This is a genomic window from Candidatus Williamhamiltonella defendens (genome assembly GCF_900699045.1).
Classification (GTDB): domain Bacteria; phylum Pseudomonadota; class Gammaproteobacteria; order Enterobacterales; family Enterobacteriaceae; genus Hamiltonella; species Hamiltonella defensa_A.
The window spans coordinates 283,024-301,147 of the sequence record NZ_CAADHL010000001.1 but is presented as its reverse complement, the minus strand read 5'-3'; the positions used below and the strand labels follow the sequence as shown (position 1 = coordinate 301,147).

At 36.2% G+C, this 18,124-nt stretch carries 12 protein-coding genes and 2 pseudogenes; 6 read left to right on the top strand and 8 right to left on the bottom strand.

What is annotated here, in order from left to right:
• Positions 1-1,022: 1,022 nt before the first annotated feature.
• Complete coding sequence (locus CICURV3402_RS01420; protein ID WP_158379545.1) at positions 1,023-1,325, bottom strand: hypothetical protein; 303 nt, start codon at positions 1,323-1,325, stop codon at positions 1,023-1,025.
• A 485-nt stretch (positions 1,326-1,810) separates the two neighbouring features.
• Between CICURV3402_RS01420 and CICURV3402_RS06325 the strand changes: the two genes are divergently transcribed.
• On the top strand, positions 1,811-2,092 hold the full coding sequence (locus tag CICURV3402_RS06325) for an MFS transporter (RefSeq protein WP_235667575.1): 282 nt from the start codon (positions 1,811-1,813) through the stop codon (positions 2,090-2,092).
• 523 nt (positions 2,093-2,615) lie between these two features.
• Here CICURV3402_RS06325 and CICURV3402_RS06320 read toward each other — a convergent pair.
• The 3 genes and pseudogenes from CICURV3402_RS06320 to orn all read right to left on the bottom strand — a co-directional run bounded on the left by CICURV3402_RS06320 (position 2,616) and on the right by orn (position 4,850).
• Positions 2,616-3,045, bottom strand: a pseudogene (locus CICURV3402_RS06320) (universal stress protein).
• A gap of 97 nt (positions 3,046-3,142) precedes the next feature.
• Positions 3,143-3,958 (bottom strand): glutamate racemase, encoded by an 816-nt coding sequence (gene murI / locus CICURV3402_RS01410; protein ID WP_158379799.1) that lies wholly within the window; start codon positions 3,956-3,958, stop codon positions 3,143-3,145.
• A 334-nt stretch (positions 3,959-4,292) separates the two neighbouring features.
• A complete protein-coding gene (gene orn / locus CICURV3402_RS01405; protein ID WP_158379544.1) occupies positions 4,293-4,850 on the bottom strand; it encodes an oligoribonuclease in 558 nt (185 codons plus the stop codon).
• A gap of 109 nt (positions 4,851-4,959) precedes the next feature.
• On the opposite strand from orn, the gene rsgA reads away from it, so the two are divergent.
• From rsgA to mscM, 3 genes are all read left to right on the top strand, one after another.
• Complete coding sequence (rsgA, locus tag CICURV3402_RS01400) at positions 4,960-5,991, top strand: small ribosomal subunit biogenesis GTPase RsgA (protein WP_158379543.1); 1,032 nt, start codon at positions 4,960-4,962, stop codon at positions 5,989-5,991.
• Between the two features lie 25 nt (positions 5,992-6,016).
• The gene (gene asd, locus CICURV3402_RS01395; RefSeq protein WP_158379542.1) at positions 6,017-6,883 is read left to right on the top strand and encodes an archaetidylserine decarboxylase; all 867 of its coding nucleotides are present in this window, start codon (positions 6,017-6,019) and stop codon (positions 6,881-6,883) included.
• A gap of 291 nt (positions 6,884-7,174) precedes the next feature.
• Positions 7,175-10,504 carry a miniconductance mechanosensitive channel MscM gene (gene mscM / locus CICURV3402_RS01390; RefSeq protein WP_407079058.1) on the top strand — a complete coding sequence of 1,110 codons (3,330 nt, stop codon included), beginning with the start codon at positions 7,175-7,177 and terminating at the stop codon, positions 10,502-10,504.
• Between the two features lie 57 nt (positions 10,505-10,561).
• Here the strand turns inward: mscM and epmA are convergent, their stop codons facing one another.
• On the bottom strand, positions 10,562-11,542 hold the full coding sequence (epmA, locus tag CICURV3402_RS01385) for an elongation factor P--(R)-beta-lysine ligase (RefSeq protein ID WP_158379797.1): 981 nt from the start codon (positions 11,540-11,542) through the stop codon (positions 10,562-10,564).
• 1,212 nt (positions 11,543-12,754) lie between these two features.
• Here epmA and CICURV3402_RS01380 point away from each other — a divergent pair.
• On the top strand, positions 12,755-13,474 hold the full coding sequence (locus CICURV3402_RS01380; protein ID WP_158379541.1) for a YggS family pyridoxal phosphate-dependent enzyme: 720 nt from the start codon (positions 12,755-12,757) through the stop codon (positions 13,472-13,474).
• Positions 13,461-14,324, top strand: coding sequence for a pyrroline-5-carboxylate reductase (proC, locus tag CICURV3402_RS01375; protein ID WP_158379540.1), 864 nt, complete (start codon positions 13,461-13,463; stop codon positions 14,322-14,324). The genes CICURV3402_RS01380 and proC overlap by 14 nt, the downstream gene beginning before the upstream one ends.
• A gap of 377 nt (positions 14,325-14,701) precedes the next feature.
• On the opposite strand, the gene ftnA is transcribed toward proC, so the two are convergent.
• The 3 genes and pseudogenes from ftnA to manA all read right to left on the bottom strand — a co-directional run bounded on the left by ftnA (position 14,702) and on the right by manA (position 18,034).
• Entirely contained in the window at positions 14,702-15,208 is a 507-nt protein-coding gene (gene ftnA, locus CICURV3402_RS01370; RefSeq protein ID WP_158379539.1) for a non-heme ferritin, read from the bottom strand.
• 119 nt (positions 15,209-15,327) lie between these two features.
• Entirely contained in the window at positions 15,328-16,827 is a 1,500-nt protein-coding gene (locus CICURV3402_RS01365; protein ID WP_158379538.1) for a YdgA family protein, read from the bottom strand.
• 34 nt (positions 16,828-16,861) lie between these two features.
• A pseudogene (gene manA / locus CICURV3402_RS01360) lies at positions 16,862-18,034 on the bottom strand (mannose-6-phosphate isomerase).
• Between the last annotated feature and the right edge of the window lie 90 nt (positions 18,035-18,124).

The window sequence follows — 18,124 nt, the reverse complement described above, 5'->3', positions numbered from 1 at the left end:
AACTGGACTATAAAGGTATGACGGCTGAAAGTTTAATCAATTCAGCTTTGTTAAAAATTTATAAGGTGCACCTCCCAATCCATACACTCGATTTATCTGAGTGCCATTTAACACATTTGCCTACATTCTTACTGAAAAAAGTTTAAGTACATAGCTTCATTACAATTGAATGACAATTTCAATCTAACTCAGTTACCTCACAATATAGATACGCTGTTTTCAACATTAGCCCATCTTAACATCACTAGGACTCGTATCAATGTAATAGATTCGGCTTGCATATTTCGCCTCTTAAGTAGAACTCATTTCTTTATCATTGAGTTAGATGGTACACCGGTAACAGCAGATCAATACAGAGATAAGATGACATCTATTTTTAAACAGAAATAAGAGGCTTGTTGGAAACGCAGTGAAATTGTACAAAGATAGGTTAATAAAAGTTTTTCTTCAAATTCTGAATCGTTGCGTTTAAAATTAAGAGCACCAAAGAACAGCTTGTTTAAATCAGCTCTAGTCGTTGAGTTAATAATGCCGTTAAGTCAAATCAAAGTAGTTTTTATAGATCTCCCTGGTGATAGATTTTATTTTTGCATTTCGACTATAATTTCTCTGAGTATTTTAGCAGACGAGATGGTTGGGGGATTCCTAAAAAAGCTCTATCTGGATTCTTCAGACGGTCAGAGAAGAGGCAAAATTAATTTGCCATATGTGCATGAGTTAAATGAATTACAACACAGGGTAGATTCATAGGATGATACAGAACAATACTTTAAAGAAAGAAAATAGAGTATATCATAGTGAATTATTTTTGGGCTTAAAATGAATCAGAAAACTTAAAGTTAACCGTTTTCTATCTACAAAACTAGGCTTAGGCTACTACTGCAAACTAATCATTAGACATCCGTTTATATAATTACATGTTTTTTCTTTAAATATGTCGACTCTGAACCTGTGACGTCTGCAAGATTTGCTGTGTCTAAGATTAAGAGAACAGTGAAAGCTCAAATATAATTTAACAGACATCAGATTATGACGCGCCTCATCTGTTGTATCGAGTTGTGGCGTGCCTGAGTTACATCAGAGGATGTTTGACCCCCTACCTGAATCACATTAATACCGTCCTTCTCGATAGGCCGTACTTGAGGACCAGCTGGTCGTCGGAGATGGCAATGCCCAAGACTTGAATCATTTCCTATAACAGCTGGGGGGAAACTTTCCTGAAATTCTCTGGCTTTTCTGTTATCGATAACTGCCACAATAAAGGAAAATGTGGAGACCTTGCCTTCTTGCATTTTATCCATTCTGCGATTTTTTTGAATTAACAAGTGCCATTACTTTAGTTTTTGCATCTGTTGTTTTGTGTGCTGCTTTTTCTGCCAGCATAAGCAATGAAAACTTTTTTCTTCCAAACTAGTATTAAAAATTCAGTTTTTAAATTATCTTTTCACTACGATTAATGATTTTTCATGCAAAATATTAATCTACTGCTATTGTAGCTGTTAATATTGTTGATTATATTTTCAGAATTAGTGCAAACCATTTACAGCACGGCCTGACCAAATATTATTTTTGTGTTCAGAGTCAGCAGTGAGCAAGCGGCTCAAACACTGTGAGTCTACTTTGTCTCCTTTGTTATTAAAGTCGTATTATGTGGATGGTTGCGCGATTGCATAGGTAGACGTACCGTCATGATGATTAATCTGACCTTCTATTCTTTCGGGGAAGTACTCGCGATAGTGGCTATCAATTTCAACATTTTGCTACTGGCTTGTATAGTGGCAGGCCTCGGGTGCCTGCAGGTTCGGTCCTCGTGCAAACCATATTGAGCGACAGTTGTCAGTTAACCGCATTGGCTCGCGTATTTTCGATCATAGGTGTAGCGATAGCACTGAGCCCAGCGTTTGGGTTGTTGAGCGGAGGCTATCTGGTGAGTTATTACGGGCATATGGGGGTGTTTATTGCTCTTTCATCGTTCTCGATATTGCTGCTCGTGCTGACGGCTATTGCGCTGCCGCAAACGCGGCCCGAAAATACGATCGGATACATTAAACTCAATCTAGCTGTACGTATGGCGCGAGACAGCTCATTTTAGTAAAACGCTATGCTGATTTTATTGCTCAATACAATGATATTTAGTTATTACATTCTTACCCCATTTCTTTTTGAACAGTTCGGTTGAGATGCCGGAGCTTTTAGTTGGACTAGCTTGGTACTGATGTTCTCATCTCTTTTTAGTCTCCTGCTAAACCGCAAGGAGTTAGCTTCAAACACACACAAGGAACAACTGATACGTCATGCTTGCAGTTTGGCACTATTATTCGGCATTGCTGCATGAGGTTTACAGAGCTTTCTGTGGATTTTGGTGTCTGTAGTCAGGGTGGTACGTTGCTTATGGAATCGCGATTCCCAATAAGCTCAGCAGACAGGCGCTGCGCGAGCGTTATTCGGGCTGATTTACTATTTATTGTTAGCTCTGATGCTATGGCTGGCTGGTGTGGTAAGCAGTTGGGCCTTGTTCTTACCGCCTGTGCGATGAGAGGCTGGTTATGCCGGCCATCTTCATTCAGTAATTGAAAATAAAAATAGATATGATTATCTCTACTAAAAATTAAGTTTTAATTTTGATTCTCAGTGATGTCTGCTTTTCTTAGAGGTACGATCAGCATATCGCCATGGCAACACTCAGCAGCTGACGAGTGTAGGACATGAACTTACTCCAGAAATCATAATAATGTCCGCATACCACTAAATCTACTTCATATTTTTTGACGGCATGCCGCAAAACTTCCGAGAATGCCCTATTGCCGATTAAGGTTTTAGTAATAAAATAATCGGTACTTTGCGATGACTAAGTTAATTTTTTTGTTTCCTCAGTAATATGTTTTTGAACCTTCCTAAAAGGTGGATCTATTAGACTTGTATCAAGATCGGTGTAATTCATATCTACGTGTATGAGAGAAATTGTGGCATGATAGGGTCTTACCACGGAAACTACTTTTCTAACAAAATTTGACTTTCCTCAGATAGATCAACTGCAATCAAAATATGTTAATAGGTCATGATGAAAAGCTCTTTTATATTAAATTGTGATTTTTATATTGTAATTTATTGATATTTTAATAAATAAATTTATAGCATAATGCTAGAGTGACAACTCTTCTAAAATTGAAAACCCATATTTTTCTAAAGCAGGGTATAAACTCTCCGTCTCACAATTTTTTTTAACGCAATAAGCCTTATTTTTAAATGAATGAGCAGAGGTGTTTTGCTGTGATCCAATGAGAGAAAAAGCACGTTTGGCTATTGCTGTTCCTGAATGGACCATGCTCGCGTTAAAAAAAACTTGCTGTAATTCATTTATGATAAAGGGAAAATGGGTACAACCAAGTACAATAGTATCTGGCACTTTTTGTAGATTCAGCCATGGCTGTAAAATTTTTTTAAATGTATTGATAGGAATTTTTATTCCACGCACTTTTTTTTCTGCTAAATAAACGAGTTCAGATGTTCCTAATAGTTCCACTTGGCAATTTTTGGCAAATCGTTTGATTAAATCTAAAGTATAAGGGCGTTTTATCGTTTCCGGCGTTGCTAGTAAACCTAAAACACCATTACGGGTGATACGTGCAGCAGGTTTGATCGCAGGAACCGCACCTATAATAGGACAAGAAAAATGTGCTCGCAAAATAGGCAAAGCGGTAGTACTCGCTGTATTACAGGCAATAATAACGCAATTTAAAAGATGCTTTTTTTGTATAGCAGTCATGATTTTAACTATTTGTTCTGAAACGAAAATTTCAGATTTTTCGCCATACGGAAAACCTTCATTATCAAAACAATAAATATAATAAATGTGAGGCAATAATTTTTGCATTTCTTGATATACAGATAAACCACCTATCCCAGAATCAAGAATTAAAACACTGACACGATCATAAAAATTCATTTGAGAAGTCATCATAATCTATACAAAAATATTGGCCTTCAAAAGGAAGGCAGATTTTTTAGTGATACAGTTCCAATTTATTAAAAATATTGATTACTCTTAATTTTTCTTTTCGTAAAGAGAATAAATAATATAAAAATCAACTTTTACTTTTTTGTGGATAATATAAAGCTATTTTGAGACATCCCCTCTTGTAAAATAAAAAATCAATTTTTTTCAAAAATAAATCAATAAAATAACAATGCGAAAAATAATTTATCTACAATGAATCAAACAATAAAATGTAGATCAGTCTATTAATGAATTTTTCATCAAATTCACTGAGCCTATTTTCATTGATGAGCGTTTATCTCTGAATAAAATGTTCGCGATAGTAGGCTAATTCAGAAACAGACTCCCTTATATCTTGTAAAGCCTGATGTGTATTTTTCTTTTTAAATCCAGGCAAGATTTTAGGTTTCCAACGGGAAGCTAATTCTTTTAAAGTACTCACATCAAGATAGCGGTAATGAAAATATGCCTCCAATTTTGGCATATAACGATAAAGAAAACGTCTATCTTGCGCCACACTATTACCACAAATCGGTGATTGGCCTTCAGGCACCCATTTTCTTAAAAAATCAAGCGTGGCGGATTCTGCATCCGCTGTCAAAAAGAGACTGTTTTTGACACGCTCAATTAACCCTGTTTTTGTATGAACACACATGTTCCAATCGTTCATTAACGCTATCTGTTGATCGGATTGATAAATTTGTATCACAGGCCCCTCTGCGAGAATATTTAGATCGGCATCGGTCACCAAAGTGGCAATTTCAATAATGCTATCTCGCTCCGGATCTAACCCTGTCATTTCCAAATCAATCCAAATTAAATTTTGATGATGATTGATAGATTTTTTAACCATATTGATATTAACTACCTTACTTTTAGTATTAAAAAAATAATCATGTATTATGACTGATACAGTTTAACCTATAATCAAATGGCGATTTCAATTTTAAAATAAAGATATTGTGAAAAAAAATAAACGCTCAAAAAATCAACACCGCCGTATTCAGGCTCATCATCAATATCGACGCCATCCAATATCTCTTTTAGACGATGCTCAATTTAGTGAACCACAACAAGGGGTCGTCATTAGCCGTTTTGGTCAACACGCAGATGTAGAAGGTCATCAGGGTCAACAACAACGCTGTCATATCAGAAGGAACGTGCGTTCTTTAGTGACAGGTGACAGAGTGCTCTGGAGACCTGGTATACCAAGGCAAGCAAACCGAAACGTAAAAGGTATCGTAGAAGCCGTTCATGAACGCAAATCTGTCTTGACACGCCCCGATTTTTATGACGGCATTAAACTGATAGCAGCGAACGTCGATCAGATGATCATAGTCTCAGCAGTGATCCCTGCTTTATCACTTAATATGATTGATCGTTATTTGGTGATCTCTGAAAGTTTAAATATAAAGCCGCTTCTCATTTTAAATAAAATTGATTTATTAACACCAAATGAACGAAAAAAAATCAATCTTAGGCTGAATATTTATCGAAATATTCATTACACTGTTCTTGAAGTGTCGGCTCAAACAGGCGAAGGGATCGCTGATTTACAAGCAAATTTATTAGACCGTATCAGTATTTTTTCTGGTCAATCTGGTGTAGGAAAATCGAGTTTATTGAACACTTTGTTGCCACAGACTGAACAACACATATTGGTTGAAGCCCTTTCAGAAAAATCCGCCCTAGGTCAACATACTACGACAACAAGTCGTTTGTATCATTTCCAAGAAGGGGGAGATTTAATTGATTCACCCGGGATCAGAGAATTTGGTCTTTGGCATTTAACCCAAGAGCAAATTATTCAGGGTTTTATTGAATTTCGCGATTATGTTGGGCATTGTAAATTTAGAGATTGTGAACACATCGATGATCCCGGTTGTGCTCTACGCGATGCCGTTCAAAAAAGCCAGATCGCTAAAGAGCGTTTTGATAACTATCATCAAATTTTGTCGGAAATCACTTCTTTGAAAGGCAAAAAACTTTTTTAATTAAGATTAAATATTCATGGAATTTATGCTAAAAAAATTAAAAATTAAATTACAATATCTATTACCTCAATACGCTTTGACTCGTCTCACCGGTTGGGCGGCTAATAAAAAAGCAGGTTGGTTTACTCAGCAAGTGATGAAAATATTTGTTTTTTATTACCGCGTTAACATGAAAGAAGCACAATATACTGAATTGTCTGCATATTCTTCTTTTAATGAATTTTTTATTCGTTCTTTACGTTCTGATGTCCGCCCTATCGCAGCAGGAGATAGCATTCTCGTGCAACCAGTAGATGGCACAATCAGTGAATTAGGCCGAATTAATAAGGACAAAATTCTACAAGCGAAATACCATGACTATTCTTTGGAGGCCCTACTGGCGGGCCAGTCTTTGCTTGCAAAAGAATTTGAAAATGGGCAATTTGTGACAACCTATCTTGCACCGGGTGATTACCATCGAGTGCATATGCCTTGTGATGGCGTTCTGCGTGAAATGATTTATGTTCCAGGCTCTTTGTTTTCAGTGAATGCTTTTTTTGCAGAGAATGTCCCTTATTTGTTTGCCCGCAACGAGCGCGTGATTTGTATTTTTAATACAGCCTTTGGCACTATGGCACAGATTTTAATAGGTGCAATGATTGTGGGGAGTATTGAAACCATGTGGTCAGGGCCTGTTGATTCACAGAGAAAGGGCATTATTCAACGCTGGGTTTATTGTGATGAAGGTAGTGAAGCCCCGATTATTTTGAAAAAAGGTGAAGAAATGGGACTTTTTAAATTAGGCTCTACTGTGATTAATTTATTTGTATCAAATAAAATAAAATTAGCCTCTCATTTACAAAACGGTTCAATCTCCCGATTAGGAGAAATATTAGGAGAAGACATTCATTAATTTTTAAAAGTTGTATAAAAATGCTGATCTATTTTTACAGTTTTGAACCAAGTCAGTTTTATACTAAACGATTTGAGTATTTTTTAGAAAATCATCTATTGGAGCGAATGAAGATAAGTGCATCCTTTGAAAAACTGCTTTTTTTCAATAGACCTCTTAAAGAAACCTATAGAGCGTGGTGAATTGAAAACGTTTTCGGTGCAGCTACTGGAAAACATGAGAATAGATGAAGAGGAGAAATATCATGTAACAGAAAAATTACAATTCATACTAGGATATATAAAAAGTATTATATTACCGTTTATTTTATTACTGATAGGCTTACTGTATTCGCTAACAGTACTCCCCGATTTACCCCGATTAAATAAAATTCAGATCGAAAGCTTTTTAAAAAAAGTCAAATCAAATCATAAATTACCTCATCAAAAAGAAATCATTCAAGCGCTTGAGGTCAGTATAGAGTGGCTAGATGCCACTGATATATCTGCAAAAGAAGCAAAGAAATATCAGATAGTGATTGATAATTTTAAAAGTCTTACAAAAAATTTACAGAAACAAATAGAAAAAGAAAATGAGAAGCCTCTTTCAATAGAAGACAACCTAACAGTTCAAGAACTCGAACAAGAGGTGATAAAAACAAACAGTCAACTGATAGCGCTCACTCGACAGATACAACACGCACAAGAAGAATTCCACCAAATTTTTGATTTAATTCTCAAAATACCGGCGGAACAATCTGAAATACGACGTATTTTAAGCCACATTACTCAACAGTTACAGTTAAAAAGTAATCCCCTCACGCCGCTTGAACAAGCGCAATTGACTTTATTGACAGCAGAAGCGTTAGCATATAGAGCAAAGCTCAATCAACTCGAACTAGCACAGATTGCGTCCAATAATCGGCAAGAGTTATCACGTATGCGTATCGAACTGTATCAAAAACGCCATGAACACAAAGATAAATTGCTAGAAATACTGCAAAAAAATTTAAATGATCAGCGATATAAAAATTCAGAGCAACCCTTAAAACTGACCGAATTAATGGCAAAAGAATGTGCTGATTTACCTGTATCGATCAGTAAAAACATGGAAACCAATCGCATGCTCACTGACACATTAAACGAGCAGGCAAAACGTATGAATACAATTTCTTACCAAAAACGTCAAATTGATTCTGAAATTTTAAAAGTCAAGCAAACCTTAAATTCGATCCGTGAGCAGGTACAATGGCTTTCTGTTTCACCTGAATTAGGAGAAACCTTAATCACACAAGTAGAAAAATTACCTGAGAAACCAAAATTACAAAAATTGGATCAGGATATGGCTGACTTACGGCTTAAACGATTGAACTATGAAGAGTTATTGGAACAACAACGAAAAAAAATGTTCTCAATACAGGAAGGTAGCCCCTCTTTAGCATCTCAGCAACGCTGTATTTTTGATGCTCAGATGCGTCATAAATCTGAATTACTCAATTTATTGATTTCAGGTTATGACTCACAAATATTAGAATTGACTAAAATAAGATTAGCAAGTAATCAACTAGTCGACGCACTGAATGAAGTACAAGAAGCTGTTCACCGTTATCTTTTTTGGGTACCAGACATTAATCGAGTTTCCTTTTCTTACCCCATTCAAACCGTTAAAGATTTAATACAATTATTATCATTAAATACCGCCTCGCAAATTTCAGGTGCTTTAATGACAATGTTAAACAACCAACAAATCGTTCTCCAGACTATTGGTGCATTACTCCTTGTTGCTTTCAGTATAGGTTCGCGTCGACACTATTATGCTTTTCTTGAACGGACCCAAAATCATGTCGGAAAAGTCAATCAAGATCAATTTTCTTTAACGCTCCGCACAGTATTTTGGTCCATATTTATTGCATCCCCTTTACCTATATTATGGAAAATCATGGGTTATGGTTTACAAAATGCTTGGTCTTATCCCATCGCGATTAGTATTGGTACTGCTGTGACTGAAACTGTGCCTGTGTTATGGGTTTTTATGATCAGCGCCACTTTCGCCAGCCCTTATGGACTTTTTATCTCTCATTTTCGTTGGCACCCCGACCAAGTTAAAAGAGCCATGCGTTTTTATCGTATGCTCATTTGGCTGATCGTGCCGCTTATGATGACTATCATTACTTTTCAAAATTATAATGACAGAGAATTTTTAAGTACTTTGGGCCGCCTTTGTTTTATTTTGCTATGTATTGCACTTAGTCTGGTGACAACCAGTCTAAAACGGGCAGGTGTGCCTCTTTATTTAGATAAAAATGGTCATTGTGACAATGTACTGAATCACACATTATGGCGATTGTTGTTTTTTGCCCCTTTAATCGCGGCATTTGCTTCTACATTAGGTTATCTGGCAACAGCGCAAGCTTTGCTCTCACGTTTAGAAACCTCTGTTACCATATGGTTTTTTTTACTGATCGTTTATCACATCATTCGTCGCTGGATGTTGATTCAAAGACGGCGTATTGCTTTTGAACGTGCTAAACAGCGGCGGGCTGATATTTTAGCGCAACGGGCGCGAGGGGAAGAGGAAAATCTTTATAATAGTTCCGAAAGTGCCATAGAAATAGAGGAACCCGTGATCAATCTAGATCTAATCAGTGCACAATCTCTACGTTTGGTGAGATTTATTCTCACTATGATCGCGTTAATTTCAGTCATTACAATTTGGTCCGATATCCATTCTGCTTTTTGTTTTTTAGAAAACATTCACCTTTGGAAGGTAGCTTCAACCATTAATGGTGTAGATAATATACAAAATATTACTATGGGCTCGCTGCTAGTCTGTATTTTTTTTATTATTGTAACCACTCAGCTGGTACGTAATCTCCCTGCTCTATTAGAGCTGGTGTTACTACAGCATTTAGATTTGACGCCGGGCACCGGTTACGCTATTTCTACCATTACTAAATATTTAATCATGCTGTCTGGGGGGATGATTGGCTTTTCTTTCTTGGGAATTGAATGGGGAAAATTGCAGTGGATGGCTGCCGCTTTAACTGTAGGATTAGGATTTGGTTTACAGGAAATATTTGCTAATTTTATTTCTGGTCTGATTATTTTATTTGAAAAACCCATTCGTATTGGCGATACAGTCACCATACGTAATTTTACCGGCACTGTGACAAAAATTAATACGCGAGCTACAACGATTTTTGATTGGAATAAAAAAGAAGTCATTGTGCCGAACAAAGCGTTTGTGACTGAACAATTTGTTAATTGGTCTCTGTCGGATACCATTACTCGTGTGGTATTAAATATTCCTGCTCCCGCAAAGGTGAATAGCCAACTCATCAAAGCCATATTATTAAATGCCTGTAAATTTTGTCCTTTATCATTAACTCATCCAGAACCGGAGGCCTATTTGATCAATCTTGAGCAGGGCATACAGATTTTCGAATTACGGGTTTTTGCTTCAGATATCACGGAACGGATGCCATTGCGTCATGCAATACATCAGTTGATTTTAGAGGGCTACCATCAACATGGTATTGATCTACCCTTTCCGCCTTTTCAGGCAAAAATCGATACTTTTAAACACGATGAGCATGCTGTTTTTTTGAATAAAAACCATATAAGAAAAACAGGGAGTTTATAACGATACACTAATGTTGTTGCAGATAATTCAGATAAACACAAAAAATCTGTTTTATTATCAAGCTCTTTCAACAGGAAAAGCCATGACCTCGCTTAAATTTTCTGCGTTCACTGACAACATAACAAGACGGTCGATCCCTAATGCAACGCCTGAGCAAGGCGGTAATCCGTGCTTGAGAGCAGCGATAAAACGCTCATCAATTGAACGTTTAGGCAAGCCTAAAGCAGCACGCTGACGATTATCCTGCTCAAAACGCTGTTGTTGCTCGCCACTATCTGTTAATTCATAAAAACCATTCGCTAATTCAATCCCTTTAAAATACACCTCAAAACGCTCTGCAACGCGATAATCTTCAGTACTGATACTTGCCATGGCGGCTTGAGAAGCAGGAAAATGATAAATAAAGACAGGTTTATCACGTCCAATATAAGGCTCGACTCCAGCTATAAAAAGCCATTGCAAAAAAATATCACGATCTTCTTTTTCGTTCTCAGTCATGGAGGCAAGATTCAGCCTCACAGCAGCCTCTTTAAGCTGAGTTCCATCAGCAGACAGGGGATCTATATTCAAATACCGTAAAAATGCCTGCTGATAAGAAAGTGTCTCCGCAGAATGACAGGTTAATATTTGCTGCAGTAAATCATCTACTTCATCCATTAGATGATACATATCATAATGAGGTCGGTACCATTCTAATAAAGTAAACTCAGGATTGTGATAACGCCCCATTTCTTCATTTCGAAAACATCGCCCCATCTGATAAATTGGGCCGCTCCCTGCAGAAAGAAGGCGTTTCATATGATATTCAGGACTGGTCGTCATATATAAGGACAAGCTTTTAGCCATTGTTGGAGCTAAAAAGCGTGTTTCAAAAGTAGACAAATGTACATCCGTGACCGTCGCTTGGCTCATACATGGCGTATCAACCTCTAACACACCCCGGTCAGTAAAAAATTGCCGAATTTTTCGGATCATATTGGCGCGTTTTAATAAATTGGAAATAGGAGCACTTGGCTGCCAGTTAGCCGCTTCGCTTATAGCACTCATAATAAGACTTCACTCCAGATAATTTAGAGGGGGTAATACACCTACTCGTAGAATAACCGCCAAATAAACGGATTAAAATCAAGTATGCACCTTATGCATTCAAGAAATTAAACAATTTTTTGATGTTTTATTTGATCAAATAAAATTTATTTTGAACCGCTTTCTCTTCGAATCCAGACATATTACGTGTGCCTTGCTAAGGATCCATCTTGTTGCAGCTGTTCTTTATGTTGTGTAAAAGTTTGCATTCCCCATTGGCTTCTTCTGTGCGTGACACCTTATAATTGATGGATTTTACCTTCTCGAACTAAATGAGATACAGCAGGGGTGCGCACCAGTACTTCAAATAAAGGAATACGTTCCCCCCCTCTTTAAGCACTAATTTTTGAGCATGCACCACGATCAAATTCGAAGCCAATTGACCTCTGACACATGACTTGTCTTCTGTAGAAAAACGTCGATCAGTCTATCAATCACTTAAACTACAGTACGCGTATGCAGCGTTGCAAATACTAAATACTCTGTTTCAGCCGCTGTCAATACAAGACGAATGCTTTATAAATCACGTAATTCGCTTAATCAAATAATATCAGGATCCTACCTTAATGCAGCACTTGAAGCGGCATTTGCCAAACAGGTATGTAAACTTAAATCTCTTCCTTGAATCAACCCTAAGCCGTCTTTGTGAAGATATTCACTAGGATCCTCTAATATGATGATATGATGGCATAACGCTGATTCATAGCTGAAATCCCCGCGTTCAGAGTGGTTGATTTGCCACTACCCGCTGCTCTCGTCATTAAAATTAAGCCATTTTATTGTCGCATTAATTGTTGAGCGATCACTAGTATATTTAAAACATCAAAATCAGGGCAATATAATATTCTGTAATGAAACGAAAAACCGCTGATATTCCCTATGATTGCTTAAAAAATACTCTCTAAGCCGCTGTTTATTTTGGGTGCAAGTGAAATCTAGTTGTCCTTTTTTCTAATTTTAGATATTTTTGTTCTGTCAATAGTGTTCGAGACAACATTTTGATTTCTTTCTCATCTAGTCTGGAATATCCTTCTAAAATCTGCAACTCACCATCAATACGTAACCGAGGGTAATGAGCACTACAAAGGTGTAGATCAGAAGCCCGCTTTTTTATACAAAGTTCAATCCATTTTGCGAAATCTATAACTTAGTCCTCAAATCTCAATGAATGCTATCAAACAAAATATACAAAATATCAAAGAAAGAATCTTATTAGATGCTCAAAATTGCGGGCGTTCTCCAAAAGAAATTCAATTACTTGCAGTGAGTAAGACAAGATCTGTCAAGCTGATCACAGAAGCAATTCAAGCTGGGCAATATGCTTTTGGTGAGAATTATGTGCAGGAAGGGACAGAGAAAATTCACTATTTTTCTAAAAATAGGATGGGCAATATAAAGCCGCAATGGCATTTTATTGGTCCGTTACAATCAAATAAAACGCGTTCGGTTGCAGAGTATTTTGATTGGTGTCACACAGTTGATCGCCTTAAGCTCGCCGAGCGATTAAGTGCTCAAAGACCTTCTAATCTGCCTGATTTAAACGTGTTAATTCAGGTGAATATCAGTCAGGAAAAAACAAAATCAGGGGTAATATTGAGTGAATTGTTTGATTTGGCTAGGCTTATAAGCCCTCTTCCAAAACTGAAACTTAGGGGCTTAATGGCCATTCCCGCTCTAATAAAAGATTATCACCAGCAATTAGTAGTATTTAAAGAAATGCAAAGTGCATTTTTTAGAATTAAAAAAAAATATTCTAAATGTGATATTCTGTCTTTAGGGATGTCAAATGATATGACCGCTGCTATTCATGCGGGTAGTACTTTAGTTCGAATTGGAGATGGTATTTTTGGTCATTTCGAAGGAAAAATGAATGAAACATCATAAAATTGTTTTTATTGGCTCTGGCAATATAACGAGTGCCATCGTTTCTGGGATAGTCGAAAAGGGATATCCCTCTCAAAAAATTACCGTATGCGCTCCTTCTGAATGTCATCGTGGTGTGCTTTCCAAAAAATGGGGGGTTATCAGTAGTTCGGATAATGCGGCGGCGATTCGTCAGGGCGATGTCATCATATTTTCTGTCAAACCTCAAAAAATTAGAGAGTTATGTCAAGATTTATGCAATACCAATATAGATTTTTCAAATAAATTAATTTTATCTGTAGTAACTGGTATCTCAATTTCACGTTTTTGTGAATTACTAAACGCAAAATTAAATCTGATCCGGATGATGCCAAATACTCCTGTTAGAGTGCATGAAGGAATGACCGCGTTATTTGCCAAAGAAGAAGTAAATGAGGCTGATCGCCATTTTACTACTGAGTTAATGTGCTCTGTTGGTAAGGTTTGCTGGTTAAAAAATGAAGCTGATATGAACAAAGTAATCGCGGTTTCTGCAAGTGCGCCTGCTTATTTTTTTCTATTTATGGAAGCCATAGAGAGGGAAGCTGTATTTCTCGGTTTTAGTCAGGAAATGGCCCGTTTATTAGTACAACAGACAGCGAGAGGGGTTTGCGCACTGGTAGAGAAAAGTTCGGCTCTTTCTCTGTCTGAGCTACGTCAGCAGGTGAGTTCGAAAGGAGGTACAACTGAGGCCGCAATCGAATTTTTTAATAAAAAACAGTTATTTACTATTGTTTCCAGTGCTATGAAAGCGGCTATTGCTCAAGCTGAGTTCCTAGAAAAAAAACTTTTTAAAAAAGTTGAAACTTGCACCATTTCAAAAATAGATTAATATATAGTTGTTAATTATTTAAAGTAATTAAATTATCAATAATCTGTATTTAATTTTAAATGTAGTATTTTGTTTATTATCTTAGAGGTTAACAGGAATTTAAAAGTAACTCTTTCTACAATGGCACAAAAAAGTAGTCATTAAACGTGTAAGTCTTCAGAGAACATAACGAAAATCCTGCAAAAGATACGAAAAAACTACACACAATAGGTACTTAATAGATATATTTTCTGGTGTTTTGTTTATCAAATTTAACTTGATTTCACCTGGCATTGTTTGACAAATCTTTTTTCGAATTATTAACACCGGAAGTAAATTTAAAACACACGGCATGTACGGCAGAAAAGTGACCGTTGCATCCCTTTAAAAAGCTAAACCTAATGTCTTTCTATCTTTTCATTAAGATTCTTGAGTTCCTTGTCAACCAAAAAGAGCCCCTCGCTACTACTACCTACTAAATTCAGTTTAGCCACGATAGATTTGAATAATTTCTCTTCTTCATGTTGTTCTGAAACATACCATTGTAAAAACTCAAAGGTAGAAAAATCTTTTTCAGTCAATGCAAGTTCGCATAAATCATTGATTTTCATGCTAATAATTTTTTCATTATTATAGTTTTTTTCGAAAAGATGGATCAATGATTCAAAGTTGTTGTGAGGTTTTTTAACAGAATCTACAATAGGTTGCTGATTAATATCACATAAATAGTCAAATATGCGCTGCATATGCTGCATTTCTTCCTGAAAATGTCGTTTTAAAAACATCGCAGATCCTTCAAAACCTTTGTAACTACACCACGCACTCATTTGTAAATAAAGACTAGCTGAATCAAATTCTAGGTTCATTTGTTGATTCAATTTTTTCACTATGCTATTTTTGATCATTATTTTTCCTCATCTCATTATTCCAACTATTTCTCTATCTCCCTGATATTAGTAGTATTTTCAATTAATATCACGAGAGATAATTAAAATTTGTGCGAAAAACAACCATACAGTACATCTTATGAATTAGAAGGTATGATTATTGATGGAATTTCTGGTGTTTTTTGTTTTTTTGCATTCAATAAACCGGCTATATTAAATAATTTAGAAAACGATTGTGATGAAAATTTTTGACCATTTAAATCTATTTGATGATTTTCAAAATAAAATTGACTACCGATGATGTCATTTTCTAGAGTAGTGAACTTCAACAGTTTACCCAATTTTGCCACGCTATGTACTTTCTGATCGGCCAATTTTTGAGATTCTTCCTGACTATTGCCCTGTAAGATGGAAATCTGTGTCATCAGCTCTTTTAGCATCACAACCGGTATATTTAAACGAGCATCTATCTTTTTAATTCCGCTGGCCAAAGAAAGATTTTGAGGATCGGTCGTTGTAGATTCAGGCATTTTCATCTGCGCCTGTAAATTAAAAGTACCTTCTCCTTGGCTATTTTTCCAACTCAAAGGCTCAATTTTTAAAATTGCATTTCCTTTCAATGCAGCTTGCCATATATTTTTTGTGATATCTTTTTGATCTGTATTTAAAAACTCATCATGATTTTCAGCCTCTAAGCTTTTGGAGGTTTTGTTTTTGATTATTTCCATAAAATGTTTGATCGTTTGGCCGTCTATACCTTCTAGAGAAACAAATAATTTTCCGGAACCAAAATCATTTCCGTCAATGTTGAGATCATCTAATGAATAATTTAATTCCGTATTTAACGCATGATCTAATTCATTCGTTTTATGATAGAACTGAATTCCATTGAGATTTATATTGTTTTTATCATTCACATTAGAATGAATTTCTTTAAAAGCAATTTTTGCTTCACCAAGAAAGACACCAAATTTCCCCATATGATTCACGCTTCTGAGCGTTAAACTTTTTAAATTCAGTGTTTCAGTTTGTTTTAAGTCGTTTTGAGTGATGAAAGTGAAGGCATCACTTTGCGCTGTGAAATCCGCATTATTCATATCATTTGAAAGATAGGCTGTCATCGTTCCTCCAGAAAATATTAATCGAGTATCTTGATATTCATAATTTATAGGAGAAAACTGGATTACAGATGTGTGATGACCAAGATAAGAAACGCGTGAATCCGCACTAAGAAGAGATTTTCCCTGGTTTGCTATAAATATTTTTTCTAAAATGGGCGTGTTTTCTAAAGTAGAATGCACTGAAGCCATAATAGGTAATAGATTACCTTTTTTTATTTGCGATATTGGGAAAGGCCCATGGTCGATAGTTTCAATAAAAATAATTTTTGCGGAGGTATTATCTTGATTCAGTTGCAAGACATAGCGTACTTGACTGCTAAAAATACCGCGGTGATAATCGTCATAAGTGAATTTGATATCTTGTTGCGGTAAATAACTCGAAATTTTATAATTCATATTATCTGTTAATACTGGCATTTTTTCTTCTATTATTTTCCCTGTATACCAAGAAGCACCTGTCCAAACAGCGCCTAATAGAGCGACCATGCTGATGGTGAGAAATGATTTTTTCATCATGTTATTATTCCTTTATTTTTATAAATAATCGGGTTTATATATTAATAGGGGTATGAAAGACATAAGCAATTTTGCCTTTCCCATAGACCCTGATAGAGGATTCTCTAGCAGAGTAACAACAAGATTTACCAGGGATAAGCTCCAGTTTTTTCCTTTTTGATCTAATCGAGCGTTGCCATCCATGCAAAAAATAATAGAGATTATATTCGGTGTTAAAAGTTGTCCATCGGATTTTAACTGATAAACAGAAAATGCAAAATCTGACACGGGGACAGGAAATATTTGTTGATTTTCTCTTTGAAGGGGCAGGGTCAATAAATTTTAAGCAGGTTTAGGAACAAAGCGTACGTTATCAATGAGCTCAGGTACGTCAATCCATTTTTCTGTTAAGCCGGCACGCAACACATTATCTGAATTTGCTATGACCTCTCATGCAACCCCTTTGATATAAGCATGCGGCGTCTGCGCTTCTAAAAATATAGCTTCTCCTGGTTTTAATGTGATCACATTCAGGAATACAGGCGCAAATAAGCCAAGATCTTCTGGATAAAACGAAGCGATATGTTGAATGGTACTCCAGGGCTCGTCTGATCTACCCGCCACTACCGATTGTAATACGGAGAGCGCTCGTGTCTCGTTTTTTATACTCAGAAGACTCAAAAAGACGGTTGATAAATGCTTTAGATTGGGATTTTCTACAAATAAATGAATATCGGGATGTGCTTCGACAAGAGGTGTGAATAGTTTTTTTGAGATCTTCTATGGTACAAAACTATTCATCGCTTTAAAAGGCGTTAAGGCATAAACTAATTCAGGTTTATGGTTGTCGTCCTTATAAAGACGCTCTTTGACCCTGATCGGAATTCCATTGGCATTTTCTTTTGCAAACCTTTTCTGTGCTGCTTTTTTATTAGGATGTATTTGAAGTGAGAGCGGTTGAGCCGCACAAATGATTTTAAAAAGAAAAGGTAATTGATCCCCTTTGTGAGCCTGTGGCCCTAAATAAACGTCTGGATTTTGTTGAATTAAATCGCACAAAGCATGTTTTTCTTTCTGATCATTGATTAATTACGAACTGTTTTGTGGATGCGCGCATCCAGAGTTCCACCATAGGCAGCCTCTGATTATTAGGAATACCATACAAACGAGTTAAAGTATCCCGGCTGCTCCAAGCATAATTTTGTACTGAATTGATCATTTTTTGAATGATGATGTATCCTGCTCTTAATTAAAAAACTAACTTCTTAAAGTCCATGGAGAGAATAAATATTTTAATATACCTTGAAAATTGAAACCT

What these genes read in the sequence shown, in the direction of transcription:
- ftnA (WP_158379539.1), bottom strand. Translation starts at nt 15,208, where the DNA reads ATGATCAAAAATAGCATAGTGAAAAAATTGAATCAACAAATGAACCTA.
- asd (WP_158379542.1), top strand. Translation starts at nt 6,017, where the DNA reads ATGCTAAAAAAATTAAAAATTAAATTACAATATCTATTACCTCAATAC.
- orn (WP_158379544.1), bottom strand. Translation starts at nt 4,850, where the DNA reads ATGGTTAAAAAATCTATCAATCATCATCAAAATTTAATTTGGATTGAT.
- proC (WP_158379540.1), top strand. Translation starts at nt 13,461, where the DNA reads ATGAAACATCATAAAATTGTTTTTATTGGCTCTGGCAATATAACGAGT.
- murI (WP_158379799.1), bottom strand. Translation starts at nt 3,958, where the DNA reads ATGACTTCTCAAATGAATTTTTATGATCGTGTCAGTGTTTTAATTCTT.
- CICURV3402_RS01365 (WP_158379538.1), bottom strand. Translation starts at nt 16,827, where the DNA reads ATGATGAAAAAATCATTTCTCACCATCAGCATGGTCGCTCTATTAGGC.
- CICURV3402_RS01380 (WP_158379541.1), top strand. Translation starts at nt 12,755, where the DNA reads ATGAATGCTATCAAACAAAATATACAAAATATCAAAGAAAGAATCTTA.